A 27,000-nucleotide genomic window follows, 5' to 3' on the forward strand; every position below is an offset into this window, starting at 1 on the left:
AGCTCGACAGCTACATCATCAACCGCAACGAGAACGCCAAGCCCTTCCGCTGGACCTACAAGGGCACCCCACTCAAGGAAGCAGCCTGACCAACACCCCTCCACGAACTTTCGCGGTGCAGCACTAGTCCTGGGCCCCGGGGCGCGAGCCGATCATCTCGGCGATCCGTTCCGGGGCCACGGCCCGCGAGTACAGCCAGCCCTGGCCCGTGTCGCAGCCTACGCGGCGCAGGCGCGCCGCCTGGCCCGCGGTCTCCACGCACTCGGCGGTGACCGTCAGGCCGAGCCGGTGGGCGAGTTGGACGAGCGCCTCGACGATGGTCTCGTCGGCCGGGTTCGGGTGGGAGCCCTCCTCGTAGCGGAACCCCCGGACGAAGGAGCCGTCCAGCTTCAGCACCGACACCGGCAGCCGGCTCAGGTAGGCCAGGTTCGAGTAGCCGGTGCCGAAGTCGTCGATGGCGATCCGCACGCCCATGTCGCTCAGCGCCTGGAGCGCCTGCAACGGCCGCCCCGCCGAGCCCATCACCGCCGACTCGGTCAGCTCCAACTGGAGCAACTGCGGGGCCAGTCCGGTCTCGGCGAGGATCTCCGCGACATCGCCCACCAGGTCCGAGTCCCACACCTGGCGCACCGCCACGTTGACGGAGACGAACACCGGGGAGTCACTGGGCTGTTCGATCTGCCAGCGCCGCGCCTGCCGGCAGGCGGTCCGCAGCACCCACTGTCCCAACGGGACGATGGAGCCGTCCTCCTCGGCGATCCCGATGAACCGATTCGGCGTCAACATGCCGAACTGCGGGTGGTTCCAGCGCACCAGCGCCTCCACCCCGCGCACCGTCCCGCTCGCCAGGTCCACCAGCGGCTGGTACTCCAGCCGGAACTCCTCCCGCCCCACGGCCGGTCGCAGCGTCGAGGACAGGGCCTGCCGGGTCATGCGGTGCGCGTTGCGCTCCGGGTCGAAGAGGGTCCAGCGGGCCTTGCCGTCCGCCTTCGCCCAGTACAGGGTCGTGTCGGCGGCCTGCATCAGCCCCGTCGCCGAGGTCCCGGCCGCGGCCCGCTCCACCACCCCGATCGACGCGGAGACCGACAGTCGCTGTCCGGCCAGGTCGAACGGCTCCTGCACGGCGTTCAACACGCTCCGCGCCAGGTCCGCGAGTTGCTCGGTGCCGGTGGAGTCCTCGACGAGCAGGGCGAACTCGTCGCCGCCCAGCCGGGCCACCAGGTGCCCGCTCGTGCGGCCGTACCCGGACTGGTCGGCGCACTGCGTCAGCCGGGCCGCGACGGCCGCCAGCAGTCGGTCCCCGACCCGGTGGCCCAGGGTGTCGTTGACGGCCTTGAACCCGTCGAGGTCCAGGTAGCACAGCCCGATCCGGCCCGTGCCGCCGTGCTCGTACGAGGACTGCTCCAGGGCGGAGGAGAGCCGTTCGAAGAACAGGGTCCGGTTGGGGAGTCGGGTCACCGGGTCGTGCATCTGGAGGTGGCGCAGCCGGGCCTGGAGGTCGCGCCGGTCGCTGATGTCGGCGACCGAGAGCAGGACGTCCCGGCTTCCGGGGACCGGCCCGAGGGTGACCTCGGTCCACAGCGAGTGTCCGTCGGGGTGTTTGAGGCGGCGGGTGCAGCGCAGTCGGGCCTGCCGGCCGCGGAGCACCTCCTGGTAGGCCTGCCAGGTGCGGGCCTCCGCGGCGAGGTCCACCAGGTCGGCGGCGGACCGTTCGAGGAGAGCGAGCGGTTCGGCGCCCAGCAGCGCGGCGAGCGCCTCGTTGGCGGCGACGACGTGGCCGCTGCGATCAACGACGGCCATCGCGAGGTGGGCCGCGTTGAAGGCGGCCTGGTAGTCGCGCGCCCCGGACGTGCGCGGGGACCGCGGGGCGGACGGGGTCGCCGCCGCGGGTTCTGTCGACATGCCGGGCACGGCCGGCACTGCCGGGTGACGCTCCGTAGTGGCCGATCGAATGCGGTCGGCCGCCGAACCGGTTCCCTCTGAGGATCCGCTCACCGTTGGCTCCCGCAGTGCTCGTGAGTGTCCGTGCAGGAAAGTGTGCCGATCATAGAGGCTGCCGGACGGCCCTATCCAGCGGCGTCGCCGTACGGAGGGCGGTGGTTCGCGGTGATGACGGATCGTCGGCCGATCGACGCGTGATCGTTTCTGCGCGGCTGTGAACGCCCGACGGCCGCGCCTGATCTCCCGTGATCGGTCGTGACGTTCTGTAGGCAGGTCCGTGAAGTTCGGGGGTCACCGACTTGACGTATTGCTCACTCGTGTGGGGCAGCGGAACAGGGCATTAGTAAGACAATCGCCTCAAGGTGGACAGGAGGGTACGAATCCACCACCGGAGGTCGATGTGCCGCGACAGCAGACACCCGGGGGAGTGGACCGCTCCCGCATCCGAAGTACGGCGGCCGTCGTCACTTCCATGGCGGCGCTCGCCGCGATGTCGCTCGTCGCCACCCCCGCGGCGGCCGCTTCCGGTGCCGGTCCCTGCGCGCTGACCCGTACGGCGGCGCACCACTCCCTCGGGCTGGACACCTGGAACGGCGCCTACCCCAGGCCCGAGCGCACCCTGAATGCGGTCATGGTCTTCCTCTCCTTCCCCGACCATCGCACCATCGTCACTCCCGAGGAGCTGACCGGCGACTACTTCCCCGCCACCAGCGAGTTCTTCCAGCGGGCCTCGTACGGACGCTTCCGGCTGGTCCCGCACCCGCAGAAGCAGTGGATCCGGATGCCCAGGTCGTCCACCGCGTACGGCATACAGCGCGACTGGGCGCCCGAGGCCCGGGCGGCCTACCTGCGGGACGCCGTCGCCACCGCCGACCCCGAGGTGGACTTCAGCCGGTACGACCTCGTGTACTTCGTCGCCGACCCGGACGCGCCCGGGGTGGACTCGGACGCCACGAAGGTCGTCAACTTCGACCGGCCGATCCGCGCCGACGGCACGGACCTGCGGCGGATCGTCACCGTCTTCGAGCAGCACCCGCCCGACCGCAACGTCCTCGCGCACGAGACCGGGCACGTCTTCGACCTGCCCGACCTCTACCACCGGCCGTCCGACGGCAAGGGCGACTGGGACACGTACGTCGGCGACTGGGACGTCATGGGCAGCCAGTTCGGGATGGCCCCGGACCTGTTCGCCTGGCACAAGTGGAAGCTGGGCTGGCTCAGCCCCTCCCAGGTCGACTGCGTGCGCTCCGGCTCCTCGCTGCACACCCTGCAACCGCTCGCGGAGGGCGTGCCCAGCGGCGGCACCGGCGGCACCCGGCTGGCGGTGGTCCGCACGGGTCCGGGCAGCGCGATCGCCATCGAGGCCCGGGGCTCCGCCGGCAACGACGGGGACACCTGCACGGAGGGCGTCCTGGTCTACCGGGTCCGCAACGAGCCGGCCTCGGGCGGCGGGCCGATCGAGGTGCTGGACGGCCACCCGGGCACCGAGGCCTGCTGGGACCGATCCGTGTACCCGCCGCTGGCGGACGCCCCGCTGGAGGTCGGCGAGACGTTCACGGTGCCGGGGGAGCGGATCCGCATCGAGGTGGCGGACCGGACCCAGTCCGGCGCGTACACCGTGAAGATCACCACGTAGCCGCGCGGGCCCCGGTCCCGGGGCCCGCGGGCACGAAAAAGGCCCCCACTCGCGTGGGGGCCCTTCTCCGTCTGTGCGCCGCCAGGGACTCGAACCCCGGACCCGCTGATTAAGAGTCAGCTGCTCTAACCAACTGAGCTAGCGGCGCTTGGTGACGAGCTAGACATTAGCATCAGGATCGGCCGAACCGAAAATCGATACCTGCAGGCGGGCGGCGTGCAGGAAGGCCCAGAGCAGTGAATCGGCGCCCGGCAGCCAGGGCCGCCGGGAGTCCGGGGCCACCAGCCAGCGGGACGGCCCCGGAGAGGGTGCCAGCGGGGGCACGGTGACCGCGTCGCCGCGGCCGTGACAGAGCGGGGCGGCCGCGGTCGCGTCCCACTCCTCCCAGGCGAGCAGGGCCGGCAGCCGCTGCGCGGTGCCCGGCGCGGCGAAGAGCAGCGTCCGGCCGCGGTGCACGGCGGCGGGCCCGGAGCCGGGCCCCTCGGCCCAGAGCAGGTCGAGCATCCGGCGCCCGAGGACGAGCGGGACGTTGACGACGTCGAACGCGGTCCCGCAGGGCAGCGCGGCCGGAGCTGCGGGCCGCGCCCGCCACGCGGCGAGCGTGTCGTGGGGCAGGGCGCACGCGGAGGCGAGCCAGGCCGCGCCCTCGGGGGTGACGAGGGTCGCGGACGCGGGGGCGGTGCGGACTTCGAGGGCGGCGCAGCCGGTCAGGGTCGTCATGCCCCCAGGTCTACCGGGGGTAGCGCGACCGTTCCGGGGAGTTACGGGAATCCGGGACAGGGGCGACCGGGGGGGAGTATGGTGCGCCCCGCATATGCCAGATGTGACGTGCGCCGCACCCGGTCCGGATGCGGCGCACAGGCCGGCTCACTTCGCGGAGGCCTCTGGTGGAGGCCTCTAGGGGCCGTCCGGGTGGCCGTCCCGCAGCAGGGTCTCGCCGAACTCGATCATCTTGACGGCGTAGTCCTCGGTCCACTCCGCCTGCTCCGCGATCGCCGACGCGGGCAGCCGGTCGAAGCGGCGCGGGTCCGCCAGCTGCGCCGCCGCGACGGCCTGGAACTCCACCGCGCGCTCCTGGGCCGCCCGGAAGGCCAGCGTCAGCTCGGTCGCACGGGCCAGCAGCTCCCGCGGGTCGTCTATCGACTCCAGGTCGAAGAAGTGCTCCGGGTCCGTTGCCACCTCGGAAGGCTCGAAGAGCAGCGGCGCGGGCCGCAACCTCCGCTCGGTGCGCTCGGGCTCTGCCATGCGTGTCCTCCTGCTGCGCGTACGTCGTCCCTTCCGGGCCACCCTCCATTGTCCAACGTCGCGCAAGAGTGCACCCGGGGCGTCAGACGCCCGCCGGCTCCTTCGCGAGCGCCGCGATGTCGTCGAACACGCCGGTGAGCTCCTCCGCGAGCCCCTCCGGAGCCTCGAATCCCTCGTCTCCGACCAGCGCGTTGATGCCGGGGACGGCCACCGACCGCTCGGCGGGCAGCATGCCCAGACGGGTCAGGACGGGGAGCAGCATCTCGGCGGCGGGCGCTCCGCCGGTCGGGCCCGCGCTGTAGCTGACGATGCCGACCGGCTTGCCCCGCCACTCGCGGTAGAGGAAGTCGATGGCGTTCTTGAAGGGGGCGGTGTAGCCGCCGTTGTACATCGGCAGGACGAACAGCACGGCGTCCGAGGCGTCGACCAGCGCGCTCCACGCCAGGGTGTGCGGATGGGTGTAGATGCCGCTGGAGGCGTACTCCGGCTCGTCCAGGAAGGGCAGCGCGATCTCGGCGAGGTCGATCGGGGTGACCTCGAACGCGCCGTGCTCGCGGGCCCGGCCGACGACCCACTCGGCGAGCGGGCGCCCCGAGGAGGTGGGGCGGGTGGCGGCGGAGATGACGTGCAGGCGGGTCATGGCTGGTTCTTTCCTTCGGCTGTCGGTGCGGTGCGTCGGGGCAGTCTCGTGGGTGACACGGCCCCCGGCCAAGCCGGGGCCGGGGGATGCGTCAACCGGGCGGGTGCCGCCCCGCCGCCGACGGGGGCGCCCGAGCGGCCGTCTCAGGGCCGCCAGGCCACCCGGTGTTCCGCCAGGTGGGCCAGCACCGAGTGGTTGGCCTCCCAGCCGTCCGGGAACTTCACCGTCACCCCCAACTGCACCGGCTCCGAGGACGGATGGTCGTCCAGCAGTTCCGCTATGCCCGCCCGGGCCACCACCACACAGGCGTGCCGGTGCCGGGACGCCAACACGCACAACCGCCCCGTCTCCAGGTGGAACGCCGTCGCGTCCGGCCGCCCCGACAGCGGGTGCAGCACCACCGTCAGGTCGAACTCCCGTCCCTGGAGCCGGTTCGCGGTGTCCACCGTCACCCCCGGGACGCCCAGCGCCGTCAGGGCCGCCCGCACGGCGGCGGCCTGGTCCCGGTGCGCGGTGCCCACCGCGATCCGGTCGGCGGTCAACGGCATGGGGCCCGGCGACTGTTCGTCCGCCGTCACCGCACCCCGGTCCAGTGCCCGGCGCACCACCAGGGCCACCGCCCGCACCGCCTCCGGGTCGGTCCGCGGGGTGTGCCGCGCGGGCAGCTCCAGCAGGCCCCAGCCCGACTCCGCGGCCTCGTCCAACACCCGGTCCGGCCCCGACCCGTCCGAGGCGACCCCGTACGACAGCTTCCGGTCACCGGGACCGGTGCCGCTGCGGAACCTGCTGTACGGGTAGAACGCCCGCGACACCAGCGGCGCGGCCGACGCGGGCAGCCGCCAGGACACCGGCAGCCGGTGCTGCGGCAGGTGCGGGTTGTGCGCCAGCAGGGTGGACACCGCCGAGGCGGAGGGGTCGTAGGACAACCCCGCCCACTGCTCGGCGCCGACCACGCTGAACGGGTCGAGCTGCCCGGGGTCGCCCACGAACAGCGCACGCTCGAACAACCCGGCCACGGCCAACAGCGCGTCCGAACGCATCTGGTACGCCTCGTCCACGATGGCGTGCTCCCACGGCTCCGTGTCCTTGACGTACGCCCACTTCGCCGCCGTGGAGATGGTGATCGGCAGCTCGGCGAGGTCCGCCGGCTTCGCCGACAGGGTCACCGAGGGCAGCTCGCGCAGCGCCGGGTCGTAGGCGTCCCCGTCGCTGCTGTGCAGCCGGCCGACCTTCAGCCCCGGATCTTTGCCGTGCAACCGCAACACCAGGTCGTCGACCTGCGCGTTCGTCTGCGCGACCACCATCAGCCGGCGCCCGGCGGCGGCCAGCTCGCGGGCGGCCCGGACCACGAGCGTGGACTTGCCGGCGCCCGGCGGGGAATCGACGACCACGCCCCGCTCCGCGCCGTGCAGGGTGTCGTGCAGGATGGCGGCGGTCGCCCGGTCGGCGGCCGCTCCCGGATCGAAACTCACAACAGGTCCTCGGCGGTCACGGGATCGGGCGCGGGCAGGTGCGGTCGGTCGGCGCTCAGGTGCGCCGGCGGTCCTCCGTGCGTCCACGGAGTCTTCTCCGGATCGGGCAGCCTGGGGCCGCCGCGCGCGTCGTGCTCGAACAGCGTCCAGCAGAGCCGGTCGCCCTTCTCCGGCACCGAACCGGGAGCGGGCTCCCTGCCGCCGCCCATCTTGTCGAGCAGCCGCAGCACGATCCGCCCCGCGTCCTCGAACCGCACGAACTCGGCCGCCTGGGGACGTCCGTCGAGCGACCGGAACACCTTCCCGCCGCCCCCGTCCGCCAACTGCGGCCGGTCCTCGGTGTCCACGGTCACCAGCGGGCGCGGTCGCGGCCGCTTGGCCTGCGTCCACTCCATGACCACCTCGGTGACCTCCCCGGCGAACGCCTCTCCGGACAGCCGCCGACCCGCCATGACCAGGGGGTCGTCCAGCGCCTCCTGGGCGTCGAGACGGACCTGCTCGGTCTCGCGCGTGGCCAGCTTCTGAGCGGCCGTCACCGCGTCGTCGCGGCGCGGCTGCGGGGGCTCGCCCGCCCGCACCCGGTCCCGGTGCCCGGTGTACGACCAGCGGTCGCGGGTCCAGCGCTCCTCGGTCCGTTCCCCGGCGGGCAGCGCGCGCACCAGCTCCAGCGCCCGCCACACCGCCGCCCACGTGGGGCGCATCTGGTCCGCGACGAGTTCCCGGACCTCCCGTTCGGCCCGCTCGACGGCGGCCGGGTCGCCCGAGGCGCGCGCCGCGTCGTAGCCGGCCATCGCGGGGGCCAGCAGCCGGTTGTCGAAGGCGGGGTCGGTGGCCGGCCCGGCGGGCGGCACCAGCAGCCCGCCCCGCGGGTCCCGGGCCACCTCGACGCGCAGGGCCGCCTCCGCGCCGGATTCCCCCTCCGGCGGTGCGATCCAGGCGAGCAGGGCGCCCAGGTGCTGGTCCTCCAGATTGCTCTGGCCCGTCGCCCAGTGCCGACCGAGCAGCTCCGTCGCCGACAGCAGCATCGAGGAACCGGGCACCCGTGCCCGCTCCCCGAGGTGCGTGAACCAGCGCCCCAGCAGCGGCACCCGGGCCGGCGCCGGGTACGGGTTCTCCGGATCCTCCTCGGCCGTCCGTCGGAACCGCATCGACCGGCCGAGGAGGCGTACGTACTCCACGCCCGCCCGGCTGGGCACGATCAGTTGGGGGGCGTCCAGGCACAGCTCGGCGGCCACCTTGCTCTTGGCGCCCGTCTCGGGATCGGTCTCGTTGCGCTCCACGAGCTCGACGTCGTCCGCGTACCCGTCCACATACGGCAGCACCTGGTCGGCCAGCTCCGCGAGGAAGGTCCAGCGCAGGTCACGGTCGCGCGGCTGCGGGACCACGAGCAGCGTCGGCGCCGCCGGATCGGTGCCGACCAGGGCGCCCAGCGGCGCCCCGGCCTCGCCGGCGGTGGTCAGCGGTACGACGACCAGCGGGCGCTCGCCCAGATGCCGGTGCCGCACGGTCGCCAGAGCCTGGGCCCGGCCCGCCCGGACCGCCTCCAGGCGCGCGAGGGTGTTCAGCAGGGGCATGAGGCCGCCTCCGGGGACGTCCGGGCGGGGACGAGTGTCAGGGCCTCGGCGCGCAGCCGGGCGGCCTGGTGCAGCGCGGCCGCGATCGGGTCCTCGGCGCAGCCCGCCCCGGAGGCGGCCGCGAGGGCCGACTCCACGGTGGTCAGACCGCCCAGCTCGCCCCGCAGGGAGCGGCCGAGCGCGGTCACCTCGTCCGCGTCGCGGGCCCGCTCGCGGCAGTGGAACGCCAGCTCGCAGGCGGCCAGGCACTCGGGGGCGTACGCGGCGGTGACGGCGGACACCGCCTCGGTCAGCTCCTCAACCGGCCGGGCGGGATCGAAGCAGGTCCCCTCGGGCAGCGCGGCCGCCAGCTCCTCGACCCGGGTCAGCCGCTCCAACTGGCGTCGGGTCACGGCGCGCTCGCGCCGCACGTCGACGAGCGCCGCGGTGGGCAGGTTGGAGAAGTCCTTGGGGCAGACCAGCACCACCTGCTGACCCACGGTGGAGCCGGGCAGCTTCTCCGCGGTCCTCTCCAGGGCCAGCACGTACACGGCGGCCTGCCGCGCGGCGGCGCCCACCTTCGCCGCGTCGGCGCTCCCGTCGATCATCGGGAACGACTTGATCTCCACGACGGTCCACCGACCGTCGGGGTGCACTACGACGGCGTCCGGCTCCAGGTAGGCGGGTGTGCCCGCCACCTCCAGGGCCAGCATCGGATGGTCGAGCAGCGTCCAGGTCCCGGCGGCCGTGGCCTCGCGCAGCGCCAGCGCCGTGCGCGCGGCGCGCCCCTCGGGGCCGGCGGCGGTGAGATCGGGCACCGGGACGGCCGGGCCGGGCGGCTCGGCCCCGGCGCCGAGCCGTTCGTGGACCAGGCGCAGCAGTTCGGCCCCGCCGTCGCCCTTGACCTTGGCCTCGAAGGAGTTGCCGCGCACTATGGCGAACTGCGACTGCCCGAAGGGGGCGGGGGAGCCGAGGGCCTGCGCGAGGGCCGTCTTGTCCACGCCGGCGCCGTCGAGCAGGGCCCGTCTGCCGCAGCCCGGGTTGGCGGCGAGCGCGGCCAGCGCGCGGGCGTCGAGCGGGCGGGGCTGCACGGCGGGGCCGCGCAGGTCAGCGAGCCGCTGCCGCAGTGTCGTCGTCTGCGGTGTTCTCTGCGGAGGGCCGCCGGCCGGGTAGGAGCTCACGGGCGGAAGTGTCCCATCCGCCACTGACAATCGTGGTCTTACGCCGGAAACCGGCCGTTCCCGAGCGGAACCGACGGGCCAGGAGCAGGCCCAGGCCCATCACGGCGGCCCCGGCTACGACGTCCAGGAAATAGTGGTTGGCCGTGCCCATGACCACGAGCGCGGTGCAGGCCGGGTAGGCGATCCCCAGGGCCCGCGCGAGGGGGTGCCGGGCGTGGGTCCACAGCAGCACCCCGCACCACAGGGCCCAGCCGAAGTGCAGGCTCGGCATTGCCGCGTACTGGTTGGTGAAGGAACCCAGGCCGCGCGGCGCGCTGGCCTCCCCGCCCCACCAGCCGTACGCGCTGTACTGAGCCATCGTGTCCGTGAACCCGTGCGCGGCGTCGAGCAGCCGGGGCGGGCTGGTGGGCATCAGGCCGAAGCCGATCAGCGCCGCCAGGGTGGAGAGCACCAGCCAGGTGCGGGCGGACCGGTAGTGCGCGGGCCGCCGCCGGTGGAGCCAGACCAGGACGGCCGGGGTGACGAGGTAGTGGAGCGAGGCGTAGCCGAAGTCGGCGGGCACGCCCCACCAGGGGGATCCGGAGAAGAGCCGGTTCAGCGGGCGCTCGAAGTCGATCCGCAGCGCCTCCTCGACGCGCAGGACGGCGAGGCCGTGGCCGACGGCGAGGTCCACGTCACCCCGGGCCAGGAGCCGGCCGGCGGAGTACGCGCCGTAGACGAGCCCGAGGAGGAGCAGTTCCGTCCACCATCGAGGGGGCCGCTGCCTGTCAGTCATGAGGTGTAGGACGCTTGTGCGACCGGGGGAGTTGCCCGGTGTTCATGTGTTGGATGATGGACGGACGACGGAACCGCCTCGAAAGCGGGCCGATCCGTACACATCCACACGCACCGGGAGAAACTCACATGGCCCCCCGCATCCTGCTGGCCCGCCACGGCCAGACGGCGTGGTCGCTGCTCGGCAAGCACACCGGGCGCACCGACGTGCCCCTGCTGGAGGAGGGCCGGCGGGGCGCGAAGCTGCTCGGAGAACGGCTGGCCGGCGAACCGTGGGCGGGCCTGCCCGGCCTGGAGGTGCGCACCAGCCCCCTGGTCCGCGCGAGCGAGAGCTGCGACCTGGCCGGCTTCGGGGTGCGCGCCGAGCCCTGGGACACCCTGATGGAGTGGGACTACGGCGACTACGAGGGCATGACCCCGGCCGAGATCCAGGCGATCCGCCCCGGCTGGCTGATCTGGCGCGACGGGGTCCCCGGCGGCGAGTCCGTCGCGGACGTCGCGGCCCGCGCCGACGAGGTCGTCGCCTGGGCCCGCTCGGCCGAACGCGACGTCCTCGTCTTCGCCCACGGCCACGTCCTGCGCACCCTCGCCGCCCGCTGGCTCGGCTTCGAGGCCTCCTTCGGCGCCCGGATCCGGCTGGAGCCCACCTCCCTGTCGGTGCTGGGCTGGGCGTACGGCGAACCCGCGCTGGAACGCTGGAACGACACCGGCCACCTGGACGGCTGACCGCCGCCGACGAGGCGACGGCCCCGTCTGCCCCGTCGGCCCGGATCGGACCGACCGGGGGTCCGAGATGCGCCCGGGGTGCTACGGCCCGCGGGCGTCAGGCCGTCGCGTGGCGGGCCAGGAAGGCGCCGACCCGCGGCGAACGCTGGTGCGGGACCAGTGTCTTGGCCGTCCCCGCCAGTATCGACCTGATCCGGGTCGACTGGACCTCCGCGAGCAGGTCCAGCACCCGGGCGCCCGCCCAGGCGGCCTCGTCGGGCGCGCCCGCGTGGGCCAGGTTGTCGGCGAGTTCGGCGGTGTAGAGGGCCACGTTCCGGGCGAAGTGCGGGTCCTGGAGGTCCGCCGCCCGACGGGCGTGCCGGGCCGCGCGCGCGTGCTCCCCGAGCGCCGCCCAACACCGGGACTCCAAGGACTCCAGCTCCGCCTCCCCGAAGAACGACATCCACTCGGGGTCCGCACCCGCCGCGCCCCGCGAGAACTCCGTGTGCGCCCGGGCGAGCGCCTCCTCGCAGGCCCTGCGGTCGTCCAACCCCGCCCACCCGCCCGCCTCCCGCCGGGCCAGCAGCGACAACAGCCGGGGCGAGCCCAGCGCGCGGGCCGCGCGCCGGCCCGCCTGGGCCGCCCGCACCGACTCGCGCGGCCGCCCGCAGTCCCGGGCCAGGAACGCCATGTTGCTGAAGGCGTGCGCCTCCAGGGCGGAATCGCCGGACACCCGGGCCGTCGCCAGGGCCTCCGCGTAGTGCGAGCGGGCGTCCTCGAAACGGCCCGAGTCGTGCGCCAGCCAGCCCACCGACACCGCCAACTCGCCCGCCCCCGAGTGCAGTCGGTCCTCAGTGGACTGTCGGGTGGCCCCGGCGTCGAGCAACGCGTAGGCCGTGCGCAGGGGTTCGGCCGCCCGCCGGTACAGGGCATCGGCCCCGTGCCGGTCGTCCAGCAGGCGGATCTGACGCACGGCCTCCTCGACGGCGGCGGCCTCGGACTCGCCGGCCCGGGAGGGGAGCCGGCGGGAATCGCCGAGCAGGGTGAGGCCGAGGGTCGCGGCCGCCACGGTCGCGGAGCCGCCCGCCATGAACGCGCGACGCAGCACGTCGCTCTCCTTGGAACGGTGGATGAGGTGGGGGAAGGAGGGGGACGCCGGGGCGCCGCGCTGCGCGGAGCGCCCGCGCACCGCCTCACGCGGGGAGAAACCCAGGTCGGCGAGGGTGCGACCGGGGAACATGTGCAGGAACACGCGCTCGTAGGCGTAATTGGGACAGCGGATCTCGCCGGACTCCACCCGCCCGATGTAACGGGCGTCGCAGGAAACCGTTTCGCCGATCTCCCGTGCGGCCCGGCGGACCGAGGCCGCGAACTCGGCGGGTGAGCGCGCTCCGCGCAATCGCCGGAAGGAGGAGTTGGGTGAGTGGGGGGACGCCGCCATGGACGTGGCCTCTCTGGACTTCGGGCTTTACCTCAGACTGTGCCCGGCGCGCATGAAGGTACCGCCGGAGAAGGACCGTTCATGCGGTGTTTGGCTACAAAACGGATATCTCACCCGTGATCCGCCATGAACTGCCATCCTTTGCGGCATCGTTGCGCCGCACCCGTTGACGTCCCACCGCGTTGAACCCATGCGGAGTGGCTCGTACGCGGATCGAGGAGGGGTTCCCTTGGTGGAGGGCGGCATGGAGAGCATCGGAACGAACACCGCACCCGAGCCGCGGGCGGTCGGGACGCTGGACACGCTCGACGCGCCGGACCCGGCCGGGGCTCCGGACCTGGTGACCGTGCCCACCCGGCAGGGCCTGGAGGCGGTCGACATCATCCGTCGGGCCACCCACCACACCACCCCCGGCGTCGGCCCGGTCCTGCACGACGGCTCCGGCGACACCCTCGGCTTCCTCGTCCCGCCCGGCACCGCCGACGCCTGGGACCTGCCCGGCAGCGCCTGTACGCAGACCAACGGACGCGGACTGCGCATCGGCGACGCCGAGCTGTCCGTCTCGCCCGCCGCCGACCGCACCGGCTGGCTGCTGCCCCCGGAGGCCGTCGGACCCGTCACCGACCCGGACGTGCTGCGCGCGGCGCTCGGCGAGGCCGCCCGACTGATCGAGGCGGCCGACAACTGCCGCTGAGGCCCTGACCGGCGATAATGGGCGCATGGCAGGGAAGAGCAAGGGCAGCGGGCGCAGGGGTGCCGTGGAACCGGTCGTCGGACAGGTGGACGGAGGCCGGGCGGAGTTGGCCCCCGATCGCGAGCGCGCGGGCGCCTGGAGCCTGCTGATCGACGGGGCGCCGCAGTCGCACGTCGATCTTTCCGACCCCGGGTACCTGGACTTCGCGTACCAGCGCCGGATCGGCCACCTGATCGACCTCGTCGCGCCCGCCCGGCAGCCGTTGAACGTGGTGCACCTGGGCGGCGGCGCCTTCACCCTGGCCCGCTACACCGCGGCGAGCCGCCCCCGCTCCACCCAGCAGGTCGTGGAGATCGACGCCGGCCTGGTGGCCTTCGTACGGGAACACCTTCCGCTGGACCCGCAGGCACGGGTCCGGGTGCGGGCCGTGGACGCGCGGGCGGGCCTCGCCAAGGTGCCGGACGGCTGGGCCGACCTGGTCATCGCGGACGTGTTCGGCGGCGCCCGCACCCCGGCCCACCTGACGAGCGCCGAGTTCCTCGACGACGTACGCCGGGCCTTGGCGCCCGGCGGCTGGTACGTGGCCAACCTCGCCGACGGCCCGCCGCTGGCCCACCTGAAGGGGCAGATCGCCACCGCCGCCACCCGGTTCGCGGAACTGGCCCTGGCCGCCGACCCCGTGGTGTGGCGGGGGAAACGCTTCGGCAACGCCGTCCTGGTGGCCGCCGACCGGGAGCTGCCGATCGCGGAGTTCACCCGGCGCGTGGCGAGCGATCCCCACCCCGGACGGGTCGAGCACGGTCGGGCGCTCGCGGACTTCGCGGGCGGCGCGGCCCCGGTGACCGACGCCTCGGCGGTGGCCTCGCCGGAACCCCCGCCGTCGGTGTTCCGCTAGGCCGTCTCTTTCGGATCTTGCCGGGCCAGTTCGCGCAGGCGGCGCTTGTCCGGTTTGCCGCGGTCCGTCAGCGGGAGGGCGGGCAGCCAGAACACGGTCGTCGGGCGGTGGTCCCGCGCCAGTTCCCGCTCCACCAGCGCGCACGCCGCGTCGGCCGCCTCCCCGGACGGCTCCGCGCCGGCGGCGGGCATCAGGAAGGCGCACACCTCCTCGCCGGTGACGTCGTGGAACCGGCCCACCACCGCGGCCTCGGCCACCGAGGGATGCCGGGTCAGCGCCGCCTCCACCGGCCCGCAGTAGATGTTCTCCCCGTCCACCATCACCACGTCCTTGACCCGGTCGTCGAGGTACAGGTACCTGTCCGCGTCGACGTGCCCGAGGTCCCCGGTGCGCAGCCACCCGTCGCGCAGCACCTCCGCCGTCGCGCCGGGCCGCTTCCAGTAGCCGGCCATCACCGTCGCGGACCGCACCCACACCTCGCCGGTGTCGCCCTCGGGGCACACGCTCCCGTCCGCCGCACGGACCTGCGCCGTCACCCCGGGCACGGGCCGGCCCACCGAGCCGAGGAGGGCGGGGCGGTCGCCGACCGCCGCCTCGTGGTCGGCCGCGGTGAGCCGGCAGATCACCCCCGACTCGTTCATCCCGTACCCCTGCCGCCACTCCTTGCCCGCCCCCCAGCCGGTCAGCGCCCGACGCAGCCGCTCCGGGTGGACGGGCGCGTCCCCGTACGAGACCTGCTCCAGGCCGGGCACCCCGGCGGCGGTCACCGGGTCGTCCAGCAGCCGGTAGACCATCGAGGTCGTCAGGTACGTGGACACGGGCCCCAGCCGGCGGCAGGCCTCGGCGAACCCCCGCGTGTCGAAGAGGCCGAGGATCTCGCTGCGGCCACCCGCCCGCAACTGCTCCAGGCAGCGGCCCCCGGACCGCTGGGCCAGGGAGGTCACCGACAGGTAGACCCGCTCCGCGCTCCGGCCGCGATCGGCCTTACGGGCCGCCATCGCCCCGAACGTGGAGGCCACCCCCTTCGGGCGGCCCGTCGTACCGCCCGTGTACGTCACCCGGGCCACGTCCTCCTCGCGGGCCCGTACCGGTACCGGCGTCGCGTCCAGGGCGCGGGCCGATTCCAGCAGCGCGCCCACGCTCACCCGGGCGACCCCGGTGTCCGGGACCGGGGTGTCGTGGACCACCAGCGCCGGTTCGCAGTCCCGCAGCAGGAAATCCATGCCGTGGGTGGCCGGTCCGACGACGACCTGGGTCAGCCGGGCACCCAGCAGGTGCGCCGCCAACCGTACGAGCAGCTGCTCGGGCGGGTTGCCGGCCGTCACGCAGGCCAGCCCCGAGCCGCGGTCGACACCGAGCGCGGACAGGGCGCCGGCCAGCCGGTACGCGTCGGCCAGCACCTCGTCGAAGGTCAGGAGCCAGGACGGGCCGGCGCCGAGCGCGGGTTCGCCCGCGTGTCGCTCGCACGCCTCGATCAGGTCCGCGACGTACCGCGCGCCACCCATGTCCGCCGTCCCTCCCTCGCCACCACCGGTCGGTGCCGACGGTATCCGAGGGGCCCGCGCGGACCTCCGGCCGGCTCAGGGATCCACGATCTCCACGCGCGGGGCCGTGTCGTGCCAGGTACAGAACACCGACACCTCGCGGCCCTCCCTGGTGAAGGTGACCCGGATCCAGAAGTCCTGCTTCCACACCTGCATGCGCCAACCGGCCGCCGGGGTGGCGGACACCAACTGGGCCGAGGACTCCGCGATGTCGAAGGCCACCCGGCCGCCGGACACCGAGTACCCCTTCACGTCGTCCCCGCCGGCCCCGCCGGCCCCGTCGTCCGGTTGCCGGTGCGGGCGCGGGCTCGGCGAGGTGGAGGGCGGCTTCGGCTTCCCGGCGGACGGCGTGGTCGACGGGGACGGGGGCGACGCCGAGGGCGACGGGGAGGAGGGCGGCACAGCGGGGGAGGACGGCGGATCCGTGTGGTGCGTCGAGGAGGACATCGGCACCGCGGTCAGCGGGACCGCGAGCGGAGGATCGTAGGCGGTGCCGGACATGACGGTGTGCACGCCCCACCACGACAGCGTCACCGCCGCCGCCGTGGACAGCGTCCACGCCATGGCATGTACAAGTCCTCTCAGCATCACGGCACATACTGCACCACCCGTCACAGAGACGGCCCGCCGCCTCCCGGCGTCCCCCGAATGGACTACGGTGCCGCCATGGCAAGTGTGCTCGTGGTCGAGGACGACCAGTTCGTACGTTCCGCCCTCATCCGGCACCTGACCGAGGCCTCCCACACCGTGCGGAGCGTCGGCACGGCCCTGGAGGCGCTGCGCGAGGTCGCGCACCACCGCTTCGACGTGGTCATCCTCGACCTCGGGCTGCCCGACCTGGACGGGGCCGAGGCGCTGAAGATGCTGCGCGGCATCACCGACGTCCCCGTCATCATCGCGACGGCCCGCGACGACGAGGCCGAGATCGTCCGGCTCCTCAACGACGGCGCCGACGACTACCTCACCAAGCCGTTCTCCGTCGAACACCTCTCCGCCCGGATGGCCGCCGTCCTGCGCCGCTCCCGCGCCGCCGCCGGCGTGGAACCGCCCTCGCGGGTCCTGCGGGTGGGCGGACTGGCCATCGACCCGCTGCGCCGACAGGCCGAACTCGACGGGGCGGTGCTGGACCTCACCCGACGGGAGTTCGACCTGCTGGCCTTCCTCGCCGGCCGGCCCGGGGTGGTCGTGTCCCGACGGGAACTGCTCGCCGAGGTGTGGCAGCAGTCGTACGGGGACGACCAGACCATCGACGTCCACCTGTCCTGGCTGCGCCGCAAGCTCGGCGAGACCGCCGCCAGCCCCCGCTACCTGCACACCCTGCGGGGTGTGGGCGTCAAACTGGAGCCGCCGGCGTGAGATGGGCGCTGGTCAAGGTGTGCCTCGCGGTCACGGCCATGGTGGTCGTGGCCTTCGCCGTACCCCTCGGGCTCGTGGTCCAGGAGATGGCCAGCGACCGGGCCTTCTCCAACGCCGAACGACAGGCCGCCACCATGGGGCCCACCCTCTCCATCACCACCGACCCCGTCCAACTGCGCAAGGCCGTGGAGTCCACGCAGATGGGCGCCGCCGGGCGGATGGCCGTCCACGTGCCCGCGATCGGCGACGACGCCCCCGTCGACATCGGTGACGGCTGGGCCGGGGAACACGCCGTCACACAAACCCGCAAGATGGGCCGCGCGACCACCGCCAAGGTGTCCGGCGGCGGCTCGGCGCTCCTCCAGCCCACCGCGCTCGGCTCCGGGGACATCGCCGTGATCGAGATCCACGTGCCGGAGAGCGAGGTCAGCAACGGGGTCGCGACCGCCTGGATGGTCCTCGCGGGCGTGGGGCTCGCACTGATCGTGGGCTCGGTGGCCGTCGCGGACCGGCTCGGCGCCCGCCTCGTGCGACCCGCCGAGAGGCTCGCCGACGCCGCCCACCAGTTGGGCGAGGGACGGCTCGGGGCACGCGTACCGGAGGACGGCCCCAAGGAACTCCGCTCGGCGGCCGTCGCGTTCAACTCCATGGCGGACCAGGTCGTGGAACTCCTCGCCAACGAGCGGGAACTCGCCGCCGACCTCTCGCACCGGCTCCGCACCCCGCTCACCGTGCTGCGGCTCAACGCGGCCTCCCTCGGGGACGGCCCGGCCGCCGACCACACCCGGGCGGCGGTGGAGCAACTGGAGCGCGAGGTCGACACGATCATCCGTACCGCCCGCGAACAGCGCTCCCCCCACACCTCGGTGGGAGCGGGCTGCGACGCCTCCGAGGTGATCCGCGACCGGATGGACTTCTGGTCGGCGCTCGCGGAGGACGAGGGGCGCGAGGTCCGGCTGGCGGGCGTGGAGCGCCCCGTACGGATCCCCGTCGCCCGGGCCGAACTCGTCGCCGCCCTCGACGCCATGCTGGGCAACGTCTTCCGGCACACCCCCGAGAGCACCCCCTTCGCGGTGGACGTCCACGACGCCGGGGACGCCGTCATCGTGCTCGTCTCCGACGCCGGACCGGGCATCGCCGACCCGGACGAGGCGCTGCGCCGCGGCAACGACGGCGGCCGCGACGGTTCGACCGGCCTGGGCCTGGACATCGTGCGCCGGGTCGCGGAGTCCACCGGCGGCGACGTCCGGCTGGGGCGCTCGGTGCTCGGCGGGACCGAGGTGCGGGTGTGGATCGCCCTGGACGGCCGGGCGCGGGGCGAGGCCCGCCGCAGCCGGCGCAAGCGCCGGGGCGACTGACGCCAGGGGCATCGCCGTGGGTGTGGGCGGTCGGGGTTGGTTGGGGCCGGGGCTGGTTGGGGTCGGTCGGGTCGGGGCCGGCCCGGGGCGGTTGCGGTGCCGCAGGGGTCGGCCCCGGGGTGGTTGGGCCGGTCGGGGGCGGTCGGGGCCGCGTGCGGGAGGTCCGGGGCGCGCCTGGCGGTCCGTGCGCCGGCGGGTCGGTACGGTCCCACGGCACGGTCCGCCAGGCGCGAGCCGCCACGGACCCGCCCCCTCCGCACGACATCGGCACCCGGATCGGACGTGAGCATGCGCTACGCAGTGCTGGGCACGGGCACCGTCGGCCGCACGATCGCCGGCCGCCTGCTCGACCTGGGCCACGAAGTGGTCCTCGGCACCCGTGTCCCCGAGGCCACCCGCCAACGCGCCGAGTTCGCCGACGGGCGCCTCCCGGTGGCGACGTACGCGCAGGCCGCACGGGACGGCGAGACGTTGATCAACGCCACGAACGGGCTGGCGAGCGTCGCCGCGCTGCGGGACGCGGGCGCGGCCGACCTGGACGGTCGGATCCTGATCGACGTCGCGAACCCGCTGGACTTCGCGGAGGGCTTCCCGCCCCGACTGGACGTGGTCAACGACGACAGCCTGGGGGAGATGCTCCAACGGGCGTTCCCCGGACTCCGGGTGGTGAAGACGCTGAAACACGATGAACTGCCGGATCATGGTGGACCCGGCGCGGGTCCCCGGCGACCACCAGGTGTTCCTGTCCGGGGACGACCCGGACGCGAAGCGGGCCACGCGGGAACTGCTCCACTCCTTCGGCTGGCCGGACGCCCGCATCCTCGACCTCGGCGGCATCGAGACCGCCCGCGGCACGGAGATGCTGCTGCCGCTGTGGCTGCGCCTGATGAGCACGTTGGGACACGCGGAGTTCAACTTCCGGGTGGAGACGGCCGAGGTGGGCGCGGACGGTACGGCCTGAGGCGGCCCAGCCCGGGTCGGCCCCGTTCTCGTTCGGAGCCCCGACCCGGGCGGCCGCACACCCCTACGGGCGGGGCGTTCGCGCCGCAGGCCACGAGCAACACGGGCCGGTGGCCGCGCCGATCGGCGGCCCGCCCGATGACCGGGCCACCGATGGCCTGACCCAGCCAGAGCGCGGAGGCGACGGCGCCTGCCGCCCCGATCCCGTCGCGCGTGTTGATGAGCACGAGCGTGCCCACGGGGCAGAGCGCGGCGGGCAGCCGGGCCAGGAACGCGTGGACGGGAAGGGCGGCGCCGCCGAGGGCGAACACGCCGCGGAATCCGCTCGGAGCGGTGGTCGATCGGGACACGGGCATCCTCCAACCGCACGCCGACCCTCCCGTGTCTCCGGCGCGCGTCGTGCCCGTAGGTCCGGGACGGTAGCGGCGGAACCACCCCCGCGGAACCCCGTGTCCGACGCGTGGACCTCCCACGAGGCGGACGGGCGGGGATCAGTCGGTGTCGGCGGAGGCGAGTCGCTCGGCCTCGGCGCGCCCCACCTCGGCGGCGCGGTGCAGGTAGTCGGCGATGACGGCGAGTTCGCCGTCCGAGTAGTCCCGCAGCGCGGCGCCGAACGCCCGGTCGGGGGTCTCCCATGCGGCGCCGATCCGCCGGCGGGCCTCGGGGGCGAGGGCGACGAGGGAACGACGGCGGTCGTGCGGGTCGGCGTGCCGCTCCACCAGGCCCGCCTTGAGCATCCGGTCGACCAGGCGCGTGGCGGATCCGGAGGTCAGACCGGTGAGCCGGGCGATGTGGCCGGTGCTGACCGGCTCCGTCTCGTTCACGAGGAGGCGCAGGCACTGCGTGTCGGTCGGGTGCAGGCCGAGGTGGTCGGCCATGGCCTGGTGGAGGCGTGCCTGGTCGGTGTGGTGCCGCCCGCTCTCGATGAGGATCCGCGCGAGAAGTTCCGCGCGGGTCCATTCCTTACCCGAACGAGGGGAATCGGTTGACATCGGCTGCTCCGTGCTTCAAATTTAACTGTGTGACGCAGGGAATGCGTCGCGCAGAATCTGTGTCAGGGTCTCATTCTAGGGGAGGAGGTGCCCGCCATGTCGCTGTCGCCCATGTCGCTGTCCGTCGTGTCGGTGTCTCTCGGGTGGTGTCTCTCGTGTCGCGGAAACGACGGCCCGGCGAGGGGCGGTCGATGCCAGTGGCGCCCCGGCCCCCTCCCGTGAGGCCGGGCCGGGGCGGGTGGGTCTTCGAGGAGCGGCCGGTCAGGGCCCCGAGTGAGCGGCGCCGGGGAACCCGCACCCGCCGGGCGCGGCCCGGGCCCGCGTCGCGGGGACTCCCGGCGAGGCGTATGTATATTCGGAGAATTCCCCGGACGGTCCGGGAACCGGGGGCGGAGGTGGACGCATGGTCCCGCGCGCGGGTCTGACGGCCGATCGGGTCACCCGGGCCGCCGCCGACCTGGCCGACGAGGTCGGGTTCGACAAGGTGACCGTGTCGGCCCTCGCCCGGAACTTCGGGGTGAAGGACGCCAGCCTCTACTCCCACGTCCGCAACCTCCAGGACCTGCGGATCAGGGTGGCCGTGCTCGCGGCCGGCGAGATCGCGGACCTGATCGGCGCGGCGGTGGCCGGGCGTTCGGGCCGGGACGCACTCGCCGCCTTCGCCGACGCCTACCGCGCGTTCGCCCTGCGCCACCCCGGCCGGTACGCGGCCACCCAGATCCAACTCCCCCCGGAGCGGGGCGCCGCGTCCGACGGCCACCTCCGCTTCATCGACCTCACGTACGGGGTGCTGCGCGCCTACGGCCTGGCCGAACCCGACCTGACCGACGCCGTCCGCCTGCTGCGGAGCACCTTCCACGGGTACAGCGGCCTGGAGGCCACCGGCGGCTTCGGCCACCCCCGGGACGTCGGCGCGTCCTGGGAGCGGATCATCGACGCGCTGCACGTCGCCCTGGAGAACTGGCCCCCGGCCAGGGGCTGAACGCCGGTCACCGCAGGAGGCCGTTCCGGGCCAGGTCGGCGTACCAGAGGGCACTGGAGCGCGGGGTGCGGACCTGGGTCTCGTAGTCGACGTGGACGATGCCGAACCGTTTGCCGTAGCCGTGACTCCACTCGAAGTTGTCCATCAACGACCAGAGGAAGTAGCCCTCCACGGGCGCTCCGTCGGCCAGTGCGCCGTGGATCGCCGCGAGGTGCCCGCGCAGGTAGTCGATGCGCAGCGGATCGTGCAGGTCCGGGCCGTACGCGGCGCCGTTCTCGGTGACGAGGAGCGGCAGGCCCGGAGCCTCGCCGGCGAACCGGGACAACAGGTCGCGCAGCCCGGTCGGATCGATCGACCAGTTCATGGCGGTCCGCTCGCCCGGAGGCTGGTGGAAGGCCACGGACTCCGACCCGGGCCACGGCGAGTGCTCGCTGTCGCCGTGCCCGTCGGCGCGCGGGCCGCCCGAGGCCGCCGAGACCACGGCCGGCGTGTAGTAGTTCACCCCGAGGAAACCGAGGGGCTGGTGGATCAGCGCCTCGTCGCCCGGCCGGACGAAGGACCAGTCGGTCAGCGCGGCCGTGTCGACCCGCAGGTCGTCGGGGTAGGCGCCGTGCAGCAGCGGCCCGGTGAAGATCCGGTTCGCGAGGGCGTCGATCCGCCGCACCGCGTCCAGATCGGCCTCCGAGTCGGTCAGCGGACGCACCGCGCTCGGGTTGAGGGCGATGCCGACGCGCGCCGAGGACGGCAGGACCGAGGTCAGCGCGGACGCGGCCAACCCGTGCGCCAGGTTGAGGTGGTGCGCGGCGCGCAGCGAGTCGGCGGGCGAGGTGCGCCCCGGCGCGTGGACCCCGGAGGCGTAGCCGAGGAAGGCGCTGCACCAGGGCTCGTTGAGGGTGGTCCAACGCCCCACCCGGTCCCCGAGGGTCTTCGCGACCGTCCCCGCGTACGAGGCGAAGGCGTACGCGGTCTCCCGCTCCGGCCAGCCGCCCGCGTTCTCCCACTCCTGCGGCAGGTCCCAGTGGTACAGCGTCGGGCACGGCTCGATCCCGTGCGCCAGCAGCTCGTCGACGAGCGCGTCGTAGAAGCCCAGCCCGCCGGACAGCACCCGGGGCCAGGATACCGAGAACCGGTACGCCCCCAACCCCAGCCCGGCCATCAGCCGGACGTCCTCGCGCCACAGCCGGTGGTGATCGGCGGCCACGTCGCCCGTGTCGCCGCCGTGCACCTTCCCCGGCGTCCGGCAGAAGGTGTCCCAGATCGACGGCCCGCGCAGCTCGGCCGCGCCCTCGATCTGGAAGGCGGCCGTGGCCGCGCCCCACAGGAACCCGTCGGGGAACCGCATGTCGCTCATCCCGCTCATCCCGATCAACCCTTCACCGCTCCCTGCATGATGCCGCCGACGATCTGGCGGCCGAAGACGAGGAACACCAGCAGCAGCGGGAGCGTGCCCAGCAGCGCACCCGCCATGATCACGGACTGGTCGGGGATGTACCCCCGGCCCAGACCCGTCAGGGCCACCTGCACCGTCGGGCTGCCGTTCTGCGTCAGCGCGACGATCGGCCAGAAGAAGTCGTTCCAGGCCATGACGAAGGTCAGCATCCCCAGCACCGCCATCGCCGGCCGCGCCGCCGGGAACACCACGTGCCACACGACGCGCCACGAGCTCGCCCCGTCGGTCCGCGCCGCCTCCACCAGTTCGAACGGCAGCGCGTGCACCAGGTACTGCCGCATGAAGAACACCCCGAAGGCGCCCACCAGGGCCGGCAGCACCACCGCCTGGAGCCGGTCCGTCCAGGACAGCTCGGCGATCAACATGTACAGCGGGACCACGCTCAACTGCGGCGGCACCAGCATCGTCGCGACCACCAGCGCCATCAGCGGCCGACGCCCCCGGAACCGCAGTTTCGCGAAGGCGAAGCCGGCCAGGGTGGAGAAGAGCACGGTGCCCGTGGTGATCGTGCCCGCCACGATCACCGTGTTCAGCAGGGCGGTGCCCATGTTCGCGTCGGTCCAGGCGACCGACAGGTTGTGGCCCAGGTTCCCGCCGAACCAGAACGGCGGCGGGGTCTGCGCGAGCCGCGTGTTGTTCCGGGACGCCGCGATCGCCGTCCACACCAGGGGGAAGAGGGAGCCGAGGGTGAAGACCCCGAGGACGACGTACGTCGGCTTCCCCGCGCGCAGCGATCTCATCGGGACACCCTTCGCAGCAGCCGGGCCGCGCCCGCGATCAGCAGCAGGATCAGGAACATCGCCCACGCGATCGCGGAGGCCCGCCCCAGGTGCAGGTTCACCCAACCCTGCTCGTACAGGTACAGCCCCAGCGTCTGGAACTGGTGGTCCGAGCCGCCCGTGGCGCCCGCCCCGCCGTTGAACAGCAGCGGCTCGCCGAAGAGTTGGGTGGCCCCGATGGTCGACACGACACAGGTGAAGAAGATCGTCGGTCGCAGCGAGGGCACGGTGACGTGGACGAACTGCTGCCACCGCGAGGCCCCGTCCAACTCCGCCGACTCGTAGAGGTCGGCGGAGACGGCCTGCATGGCCGCCAGGTAGATCAACGCGTTGTAGCCCGTCCACCGCCACACCACGATCGTGGACACCGCCACCTGGGAGGCGAAGGGGCCGTTCTGCCAGTCCACCGGACCGAAACCGACCGTCGACAGAACCCAGTTGACCATCCCGTAGTCCCGGCCGAAGAGCAGCACGAAGACCAGCGTCGCCGCGGCCACCGACGTGGCGTACGGGGTGAGCACCGCGACCCGGAAGAAGGCCGAGCCGCGCATCTTGTAGTTGAGCAGGTGCGCCAGCCCCAGCGTGATCGCCAACTGCGGCACCGTCGACAACAGCCCGATGGTGAAGGTGTTGCGCAGCGCGTTCCAGAAGAACGCGTCGTCCCACAGCCGGGTGAAGTTCCGCAGCCCCACCCAGGTCATGGCGTCCGGATCCGTCAACTCCACCTGGTGCAGCGCCGCCCAGCCCGTGTAGAGCAGCGGGAACAGCCCGAACGCCGCGAAGAAGAGGAAGAAGGGCGCCACGAAGCCGTACGGACTCCAGCGCAGGTCCCACCGGTAGCGGCGGGAGCGCCACAACTGGCGCCGGTCGCCCCCCTCCGCCGTCGGCCGCTCACTGCCGGCGGCGGAGGGGGCGAGAACAGCCGTCTCGTCCGTCACCGGGACCTCACTGCTCCAGGGCGTTGTCGATCGCCTTCACCGCGGCGTCCCAGCCCTCCTGCGGGGTGCGGCCCTTCTGGTCGACCTGGAGCATCCCGATGTCCGCCAGGTTCTGCGCGATGACCAGGTCCTTCGGGCCGATCACCGTCACCGGCACCCCCTCGGCGGCCCGCGCGAAGATCTCCCCGATCGGGGCGCCACCGAAGTACGCGTGCTTCGCGCCCGCCACCGCCGGCAGGCTGTAGGCGGCGCTCGCGCTCGGGAAGCTGCCGCGCTTCTCGAACAGCTTCGCCTGCTGCGCCGGAGCCGTCAGCCAGGCCGCCAGCTTCGCCGCCTCCTCGGCCTTCTTGCCCGCCTTCGGCACCACCAGGAACGAACCGCCCCAGTTGCTGGGCTTCGGGGCCTGCGCCACGTCCCACTTGTCCTTGCCCGCCGGACCCGCCTTGTCCTGGATGTAGCCGAGCATCCAGGCCGGGCAGGAGACCGTGGCGAAGTTCCCGTTGGAGAAGCCCTGGTCCCAGGCCGGGGTGAACTGCTGGAGCTTCGCGCTCAACCCCTCGACGGCGAAGGAGGCCGCCAGGTCGAAGGCGCCCCGCACCGCGGGGTTCGTCTTGTACGCGACCTTGCCCTGGGCGTCGTAGAACCGCTCCGCGCTGCTGCCCGTCACCGCCGCCATCACGCCCGACGCGGAGTCCACGAAGGCCTTGCCCGCCCCGGCCTTCGCCTTGTACGCCTTGCCCGTCTCCAGGTACTTGTTCCAGTCGCCCGCCCACAGCGCCCCGACCGCGGCCCGGTCGGTGGGCAGCCCGGCCGCCGCGAAGAGGTCCTTGCGGTAGCAGATGCCCTGCGGGCCTATGTCGGTGCCGAGGGCGACCGTGGACCCGTTCTTCGCGGTGCCCTGGGCCCACTTCCACGGAAGGTAGGCGCCCTTGTCGACGCCGGGCGCCTTCGCGAGGTCGACCAGCTTGTCCGCCTGGGTCGCGGTGATCTCCGCGATGTTGTTGACCTCCACGGCCTGGATGTCGGCGAGTCCGCTGCCGGTGCCCAGGTGGGTCAGGAGCTGCGGGTAGTAGTTCTCGTTGCGCTCGATGGAGGTCTGCTCGATCCTGACCCCCGGGTTCTGCGCCATGTACTCGTCGTACAGGCCCGCCTCCTGGAGCCCGAAGGCACCGAAGACCCCGACCGTGAGGGTGGTCTTCGCCTTGCCGCCGGTGGAGCCGCCCTGGGCGGGGGCCTCGCCGGGGTCCTGCGAGCACCCCGCGAGGAGCAGCGCCGTCGCGCCCATCGCACCGACCGCGGTCACAAGTCTTCTTCGGGCTCGCATCAGGATCCTCCCTGGGGGATGGAACGTGCCGGGTGTCGTGTGCCACAGTGTGGGAGCGCTCCCACCATCGTCAAGAGGCAGTCAACGGGTAGATTCACCAGCCGGGAGGAAGCCATGAACGGGCACGGGCGCAGCGGGGGACGGCCGACGCTGGAGGAGGTCGCGGTGCGGGCCGGCGTCGGACGCGGCACGGTCTCCCGGGTGATCAACGGATCCTCCAAGGTCAGCGAGCACACCAGGGTCGCCGTCGAGGCCGCCGTCGCCGAGCTCGGCTACGTCCCCAACCGGGCCGCCCGGGCCCTCGCCGCGAACCGCACCGACGCCATCGCCCTCGTCATCCCCGAGCCCGAGGCCCGCTTCTTCGCCGAGCCGTACTTCTCCGACGTGGTGCGCGGAGTCGGCGCCACCCTCGCCGAGACCGACGTCCAACTGGTGCTCACCCTTGCCGGCAGCGAGCGGGAACGCCGCCGACTGGCCCAGTACCTGTCCGGGCACCGCGTCGACGGGGTGCTGCTGGTCTCCGTGCACGCCGGGGACCCGCTCCCGGAGCTGCTCGCCGAACTCGGCATCCCCGCGGTGATCAGCGGACGCCGCTCCGCCGACGAGACGCTCCCCAACGTGGACTCCGACAACCTCGCGGGAGCCGCCGAGGCCGTACGCCACCTCCTCGGCCGGGGCCGGCGCGCGATCGCCACCGTCACCGGACCCCTCGACGTGTACGGCGCCCAGTGCCGCCTCGACGGCTACCGCCAGGCCCTCCTGGCCGCCGGGCACCCGGTCGACGAGTCACTGATCGCGGTCGCGGACTTCACCGAGGAGGGCGGCCGCCGGGCCGTGCGCGAGCTGCTGGACCGCCGACCCGACCTCGACGCCGTCTTCGCCGCCTCCGACGTCATGGCGGCGGGCGCCCGCCGCGAGCTGCGGGCCGCCGGCCGCCGCATCCCGGGGGACGTGGCACTGGTCGGCTTCGACGACTCGGTGGTGGCCCGCCACATGGACCCGCCGCTGACCAGCGTGCGCCAGCCGATCGAGGAGATGGGCCGCACCATGGCACGGGTCCTGCTGGAGCGGATCGCGGGCGAGGCGGGGGAGACGGCGGTCGTCCTGCCGACGGAGCTGGTGGTCCGGGAATCCTCCTGA

At 73.6% G+C, this 27,000-nt stretch carries 25 protein-coding genes, 1 tRNA gene and 1 pseudogene; 10 read left to right on the forward strand and 17 right to left on the reverse strand.

Annotated elements, in window-relative coordinates:
- Positions 1-123: 123 nt before the first annotated feature.
- Complete coding sequence (locus OTB19_RS19040) at positions 124-1,902, reverse strand: putative bifunctional diguanylate cyclase/phosphodiesterase (RefSeq protein ID WP_267799482.1); 1,779 nt, start codon at positions 1,900-1,902, stop codon at positions 124-126.
- A gap of 439 nt (positions 1,903-2,341) precedes the next feature.
- Here OTB19_RS19040 and OTB19_RS19045 point away from each other — a divergent pair, with 439 nt between their 5' ends.
- Entirely contained in the window at positions 2,342-3,577 is a 1,236-nt protein-coding gene (locus OTB19_RS19045) for a M6 family metalloprotease domain-containing protein (RefSeq protein ID WP_267799483.1), read from the forward strand.
- Positions 3,578-3,651: 74 nt separating this feature from the next.
- On the opposite strand, the gene OTB19_RS19050 is transcribed toward OTB19_RS19045, so the two are convergent.
- The 8 genes from OTB19_RS19050 to OTB19_RS19085 all read right to left on the reverse strand — a co-directional run bounded on the left by OTB19_RS19050 (position 3,652) and on the right by OTB19_RS19085 (position 10,443).
- Positions 3,652-3,725 (reverse strand) — tRNA-Lys (locus OTB19_RS19050).
- A gap of 11 nt (positions 3,726-3,736) precedes the next feature.
- Complete coding sequence (locus OTB19_RS19055) at positions 3,737-4,297, reverse strand: bifunctional DNA primase/polymerase (protein ID WP_267799484.1); 561 nt, start codon at positions 4,295-4,297, stop codon at positions 3,737-3,739.
- A gap of 177 nt (positions 4,298-4,474) precedes the next feature.
- The gene (locus OTB19_RS19060; RefSeq protein ID WP_267799485.1) at positions 4,475-4,822 is read right to left on the reverse strand and encodes a hypothetical protein; all 348 of its coding nucleotides are present in this window, start codon (positions 4,820-4,822) and stop codon (positions 4,475-4,477) included.
- Positions 4,823-4,904: 82 nt separating this feature from the next.
- Positions 4,905-5,462, reverse strand: coding sequence for an NADPH-dependent FMN reductase (locus OTB19_RS19065; protein ID WP_267799486.1), 558 nt, complete (start codon positions 5,460-5,462; stop codon positions 4,905-4,907).
- Positions 5,463-5,605: 143 nt separating this feature from the next.
- A complete protein-coding gene (locus tag OTB19_RS19070) occupies positions 5,606-6,934 on the reverse strand; it encodes an AAA domain-containing protein (RefSeq protein WP_267799487.1) in 1,329 nt (442 codons plus the stop codon).
- Positions 6,931-8,508, reverse strand: a complete 1,578-nt coding sequence (locus tag OTB19_RS19075; RefSeq protein ID WP_267799488.1) for a hypothetical protein — start codon at positions 8,506-8,508, stop codon at positions 6,931-6,933. Before OTB19_RS19075 ends, OTB19_RS19070 begins: the two co-directional genes overlap by 4 nt.
- Positions 8,496-9,668, reverse strand: a complete 1,173-nt coding sequence (locus tag OTB19_RS19080) for a hypothetical protein (protein WP_267799489.1) — start codon at positions 9,666-9,668, stop codon at positions 8,496-8,498. The genes OTB19_RS19075 and OTB19_RS19080 overlap by 13 nt, the downstream gene beginning before the upstream one ends.
- On the reverse strand, positions 9,595-10,443 hold the full coding sequence (locus tag OTB19_RS19085) for a phosphatase PAP2 family protein (RefSeq protein WP_267799490.1): 849 nt from the start codon (positions 10,441-10,443) through the stop codon (positions 9,595-9,597). Before OTB19_RS19085 ends, OTB19_RS19080 begins: the two co-directional genes overlap by 74 nt.
- Positions 10,444-10,571: 128 nt before the next feature.
- Between OTB19_RS19085 and OTB19_RS19090 the strand changes: the two genes are divergently transcribed.
- Entirely contained in the window at positions 10,572-11,168 is a 597-nt protein-coding gene (locus tag OTB19_RS19090) for a histidine phosphatase family protein (RefSeq protein WP_267799491.1), read from the forward strand.
- A gap of 97 nt (positions 11,169-11,265) precedes the next feature.
- On the opposite strand, the gene OTB19_RS19095 is transcribed toward OTB19_RS19090, so the two are convergent.
- Positions 11,266-12,588 carry a tetratricopeptide repeat protein gene (locus OTB19_RS19095; RefSeq protein ID WP_267799492.1) on the reverse strand — a complete coding sequence of 441 codons (1,323 nt, stop codon included), beginning with the start codon at positions 12,586-12,588 and terminating at the stop codon, positions 11,266-11,268.
- Positions 12,589-12,832: 244 nt separating this feature from the next.
- On the opposite strand from OTB19_RS19095, the gene OTB19_RS19100 reads away from it, so the two are divergent.
- Both OTB19_RS19100 and OTB19_RS19105 read left to right on the forward strand, forming a co-directional pair.
- Positions 12,833-13,282 carry a hypothetical protein gene (locus tag OTB19_RS19100; protein WP_267799493.1) on the forward strand — a complete coding sequence of 150 codons (450 nt, stop codon included), beginning with the start codon at positions 12,833-12,835 and terminating at the stop codon, positions 13,280-13,282.
- 25 nt (positions 13,283-13,307) lie between these two features.
- Complete coding sequence (locus tag OTB19_RS19105; protein ID WP_267799494.1) at positions 13,308-14,177, forward strand: spermidine synthase; 870 nt, start codon at positions 13,308-13,310, stop codon at positions 14,175-14,177.
- Here OTB19_RS19105 and OTB19_RS19110 read toward each other — a convergent pair.
- Together OTB19_RS19110 and OTB19_RS19115 are read right to left on the reverse strand one after the other, a co-directional pair.
- Entirely contained in the window at positions 14,174-15,682 is a 1,509-nt protein-coding gene (locus OTB19_RS19110) for a class I adenylate-forming enzyme family protein (RefSeq protein WP_267799495.1), read from the reverse strand. The two genes, OTB19_RS19105 and OTB19_RS19110, sit on opposite strands and share 4 nt — an antisense overlap.
- Positions 15,683-15,757: 75 nt before the next feature.
- Entirely contained in the window at positions 15,758-16,309 is a 552-nt protein-coding gene (locus OTB19_RS19115) for a hypothetical protein (RefSeq protein WP_267799496.1), read from the reverse strand.
- A 78-nt stretch (positions 16,310-16,387) separates the two neighbouring features.
- Between OTB19_RS19115 and OTB19_RS19120 the strand changes: the two genes are divergently transcribed.
- The 4 genes and pseudogenes from OTB19_RS19120 to OTB19_RS43400 all read left to right on the forward strand — a co-directional run bounded on the left by OTB19_RS19120 (position 16,388) and on the right by OTB19_RS43400 (position 19,396).
- Positions 16,388-17,077, forward strand: coding sequence for a response regulator transcription factor (locus OTB19_RS19120; protein ID WP_063839417.1), 690 nt, complete (start codon positions 16,388-16,390; stop codon positions 17,075-17,077).
- The gene (locus tag OTB19_RS19125) at positions 17,074-18,435 is read left to right on the forward strand and encodes a sensor histidine kinase (RefSeq protein ID WP_267799497.1); all 1,362 of its coding nucleotides are present in this window, start codon (positions 17,074-17,076) and stop codon (positions 18,433-18,435) included. Before OTB19_RS19120 ends, OTB19_RS19125 begins: the two co-directional genes overlap by 4 nt.
- A gap of 288 nt (positions 18,436-18,723) precedes the next feature.
- Positions 18,724-18,945: pseudogene (locus OTB19_RS43395) on the forward strand (NAD(P)-binding domain-containing protein); the annotation flags it as partial.
- 175 nt (positions 18,946-19,120) lie between these two features.
- Complete coding sequence (locus tag OTB19_RS43400) at positions 19,121-19,396, forward strand: hypothetical protein (RefSeq protein WP_324290529.1); 276 nt, start codon at positions 19,121-19,123, stop codon at positions 19,394-19,396.
- Positions 19,397-19,886: 490 nt separating this feature from the next.
- Here the strand turns inward: OTB19_RS43400 and OTB19_RS19135 are convergent, their stop codons facing one another.
- Positions 19,887-20,387 carry a MarR family winged helix-turn-helix transcriptional regulator gene (locus OTB19_RS19135; protein WP_267799498.1) on the reverse strand — a complete coding sequence of 167 codons (501 nt, stop codon included), beginning with the start codon at positions 20,385-20,387 and terminating at the stop codon, positions 19,887-19,889.
- Positions 20,388-20,790: 403 nt separating this feature from the next.
- On the opposite strand from OTB19_RS19135, the gene OTB19_RS19140 reads away from it, so the two are divergent.
- Positions 20,791-21,369, forward strand: a complete 579-nt coding sequence (locus OTB19_RS19140) for a TetR/AcrR family transcriptional regulator (RefSeq protein WP_267799499.1) — start codon at positions 20,791-20,793, stop codon at positions 21,367-21,369.
- A 7-nt stretch (positions 21,370-21,376) separates the two neighbouring features.
- On the opposite strand, the gene OTB19_RS19145 is transcribed toward OTB19_RS19140, so the two are convergent.
- From OTB19_RS19145 to OTB19_RS19160, 4 genes are read right to left on the reverse strand one after another with little or no spacing between them, the layout of a single operon-like run.
- Positions 21,377-22,720 (reverse strand): GH1 family beta-glucosidase, encoded by a 1,344-nt coding sequence (locus OTB19_RS19145; RefSeq protein WP_267799500.1) that lies wholly within the window; start codon positions 22,718-22,720, stop codon positions 21,377-21,379.
- A gap of 14 nt (positions 22,721-22,734) precedes the next feature.
- Entirely contained in the window at positions 22,735-23,559 is an 825-nt protein-coding gene (locus tag OTB19_RS19150) for a carbohydrate ABC transporter permease (protein ID WP_267799501.1), read from the reverse strand.
- Positions 23,556-24,536, reverse strand: coding sequence for a carbohydrate ABC transporter permease (locus tag OTB19_RS19155; RefSeq protein WP_420716862.1), 981 nt, complete (start codon positions 24,534-24,536; stop codon positions 23,556-23,558). Before OTB19_RS19155 ends, OTB19_RS19150 begins: the two co-directional genes overlap by 4 nt.
- Before the next feature lie 7 nt (positions 24,537-24,543).
- Positions 24,544-25,860 carry an ABC transporter substrate-binding protein gene (locus OTB19_RS19160; RefSeq protein WP_267799502.1) on the reverse strand — a complete coding sequence of 439 codons (1,317 nt, stop codon included), beginning with the start codon at positions 25,858-25,860 and terminating at the stop codon, positions 24,544-24,546.
- Positions 25,861-25,974: 114 nt separating this feature from the next.
- Here OTB19_RS19160 and OTB19_RS19165 point away from each other — a divergent pair, with 114 nt between their 5' ends.
- Positions 25,975-27,000, forward strand: a complete 1,026-nt coding sequence (locus tag OTB19_RS19165; protein ID WP_267799503.1) for a LacI family DNA-binding transcriptional regulator — start codon at positions 25,975-25,977, stop codon at positions 26,998-27,000.

Origin of the sequence: Streptomyces sp. H27-H5 (genome assembly GCF_026627505.1) — a bacterium.
Lineage (GTDB): Bacteria > Actinomycetota > Actinomycetes > Streptomycetales > Streptomycetaceae > Streptomyces.

Excerpts from the sequence above, each read along its gene's own strand:
- OTB19_RS19085 (WP_267799490.1), bottom strand. The coding sequence starts at position 10,443 with ATGACTGACAGGCAGCGGCCCCCTCGATGGTGGACGGAACTGCTCCTC.
- OTB19_RS19095 (WP_267799492.1), bottom strand. The coding sequence starts at position 12,588 with ATGGCGGCGTCCCCCCACTCACCCAACTCCTCCTTCCGGCGATTGCGC.
- OTB19_RS19090 (WP_267799491.1), top strand. The coding sequence starts at position 10,572 with ATGGCCCCCCGCATCCTGCTGGCCCGCCACGGCCAGACGGCGTGGTCG.
- OTB19_RS19165 (WP_267799503.1), top strand. The coding sequence starts at position 25,975 with ATGAACGGGCACGGGCGCAGCGGGGGACGGCCGACGCTGGAGGAGGTC.
- OTB19_RS19150 (WP_267799501.1), bottom strand. The coding sequence starts at position 23,559 with ATGAGATCGCTGCGCGCGGGGAAGCCGACGTACGTCGTCCTCGGGGTC.
- OTB19_RS19120 (WP_063839417.1), top strand. The coding sequence starts at position 16,388 with ATGGCAAGTGTGCTCGTGGTCGAGGACGACCAGTTCGTACGTTCCGCC.
- OTB19_RS19145 (WP_267799500.1), bottom strand. The coding sequence starts at position 22,720 with ATGAGCGACATGCGGTTCCCCGACGGGTTCCTGTGGGGCGCGGCCACG.
- OTB19_RS19105 (WP_267799494.1), top strand. The coding sequence starts at position 13,308 with ATGGCAGGGAAGAGCAAGGGCAGCGGGCGCAGGGGTGCCGTGGAACCG.
- OTB19_RS19075 (WP_267799488.1), bottom strand. The coding sequence starts at position 8,508 with ATGCCCCTGCTGAACACCCTCGCGCGCCTGGAGGCGGTCCGGGCGGGC.
- OTB19_RS19065 (WP_267799486.1), bottom strand. The coding sequence starts at position 5,462 with ATGACCCGCCTGCACGTCATCTCCGCCGCCACCCGCCCCACCTCCTCG.
- OTB19_RS19160 (WP_267799502.1), bottom strand. The coding sequence starts at position 25,860 with ATGCGAGCCCGAAGAAGACTTGTGACCGCGGTCGGTGCGATGGGCGCG.
- OTB19_RS19110 (WP_267799495.1), bottom strand. The coding sequence starts at position 15,682 with ATGGGTGGCGCGCGGTACGTCGCGGACCTGATCGAGGCGTGCGAGCGA.
- OTB19_RS19055 (WP_267799484.1), bottom strand. The coding sequence starts at position 4,297 with ATGACGACCCTGACCGGCTGCGCCGCCCTCGAAGTCCGCACCGCCCCC.
- OTB19_RS19140 (WP_267799499.1), top strand. The coding sequence starts at position 20,791 with ATGGTCCCGCGCGCGGGTCTGACGGCCGATCGGGTCACCCGGGCCGCC.
- OTB19_RS19115 (WP_267799496.1), bottom strand. The coding sequence starts at position 16,309 with ATGCTGAGAGGACTTGTACATGCCATGGCGTGGACGCTGTCCACGGCG.
- OTB19_RS43400 (WP_324290529.1), top strand. The coding sequence starts at position 19,121 with ATGAACTGCCGGATCATGGTGGACCCGGCGCGGGTCCCCGGCGACCAC.
- OTB19_RS19135 (WP_267799498.1), bottom strand. The coding sequence starts at position 20,387 with ATGTCAACCGATTCCCCTCGTTCGGGTAAGGAATGGACCCGCGCGGAA.
- OTB19_RS19060 (WP_267799485.1), bottom strand. The coding sequence starts at position 4,822 with ATGGCAGAGCCCGAGCGCACCGAGCGGAGGTTGCGGCCCGCGCCGCTG.
- OTB19_RS19100 (WP_267799493.1), top strand. The coding sequence starts at position 12,833 with ATGGAGAGCATCGGAACGAACACCGCACCCGAGCCGCGGGCGGTCGGG.
- OTB19_RS19040 (WP_267799482.1), bottom strand. The coding sequence starts at position 1,902 with ATGTCGACAGAACCCGCGGCGGCGACCCCGTCCGCCCCGCGGTCCCCG.